The following is an 896-nucleotide window of genomic DNA, read 5'->3' as shown; positions in this document are numbered from 1 at the left end:
AGCGCATGAGGACCACGTCCTCGATGACGCGGGTCTCCACCAGCCGCAGCCGTCCGCCTTGGTACTCCCCGGGCCCGAACAGCCGGGGCGCCTTCGCGTCGCCGACGAACAGCGGGGCGAGCACGAGCTGCACCTCGTCCGCGAGGCGCTGCTGGAGCAGCTGGGTGTGGACTGTCCCGCCGCCCTCGACCATGAGCCGGCGCACGCCGAGCACGTCGTGCAGGTGCTCCAGGAGCCGCGCCCAGTCCAGCGCGGCGCCCAGCGACACGATCTCGGCGGCGATCCCGGCCTCGCGCAGCCGGCGCGCGCCGGCGTCGGTCGTGTAGACGGCCTTGTCCCCGCCGGTGTGCCAGAACACCGCGTCCGGGTCCAGCTCGCCGGAGGCGCTGACCGTGACCTTCAGCGGGTACTCCGGCTTCCCGGCGGCCACGCGGGCCGCGCGCCGCCCGGGCGAGTTCACCAGCAGCCGCGGATTGTCGGCGCGCAGGGTGCCCGCGCCGACCAGGATCGCGTCCACCGACGCCCGCACCTCGTCGACCCGCTCGAAGTCGGCAGGCGAGGAGAGCAACAACCGCTCGGGTCCGGTGTCGTCCAGATACCCGTCGAGGGAAACAGCGGCGGACAACAGGACGTAGGGGTGGGGCATCGGCACGCGCTCTCTCTGGCCAGGCAGGTGACGCCCCCATCCTCCCGGCCCACCGCGAGGCCGGGAAACCGGGGCCGGGCCCGAAGGCCCCGGGGGCGCGGTCACGCGGTGGCCTCGACGCTCCCCGGCGTGGTCACGCGGTGGCTGCGGTGGGCCTCGGGGTGGTCAGGAACGCGGCGAGCCGGTCCAGGACGCCGGGCAGCACCCAGTAGTACACCCAGGTGCCGCGGCGTTCGCAGTCGATGAGTCC

Annotated in this window: 1 protein-coding gene and 1 pseudogene; both read right to left on the bottom strand. The window is 74.3% G+C overall.

Annotation, left to right across the window (positions count from 1 at the left end; genetic code table 11):
• Positions 1 to 646, bottom strand: a 646-nt coding sequence (locus tag IE249_RS39490; RefSeq protein ID WP_229859960.1) for a RibD family protein, incomplete at its 3' end; no start/stop codon positions are given.
• Between the two features lie 133 nt (positions 647 to 779).
• Positions 780 to 896, bottom strand: a pseudogene (locus tag IE249_RS34585) (transcriptional regulator); the annotation flags it as partial.

It is taken from the genome of Streptomyces anandii JCM 4720 (assembly GCF_014650655.1).
Taxonomy (GTDB): domain Bacteria; phylum Actinomycetota; class Actinomycetes; order Streptomycetales; family Streptomycetaceae; genus Streptomyces; species Streptomyces anandii.
This window is presented reverse-complemented; position numbering and strand designations above follow the sequence as displayed.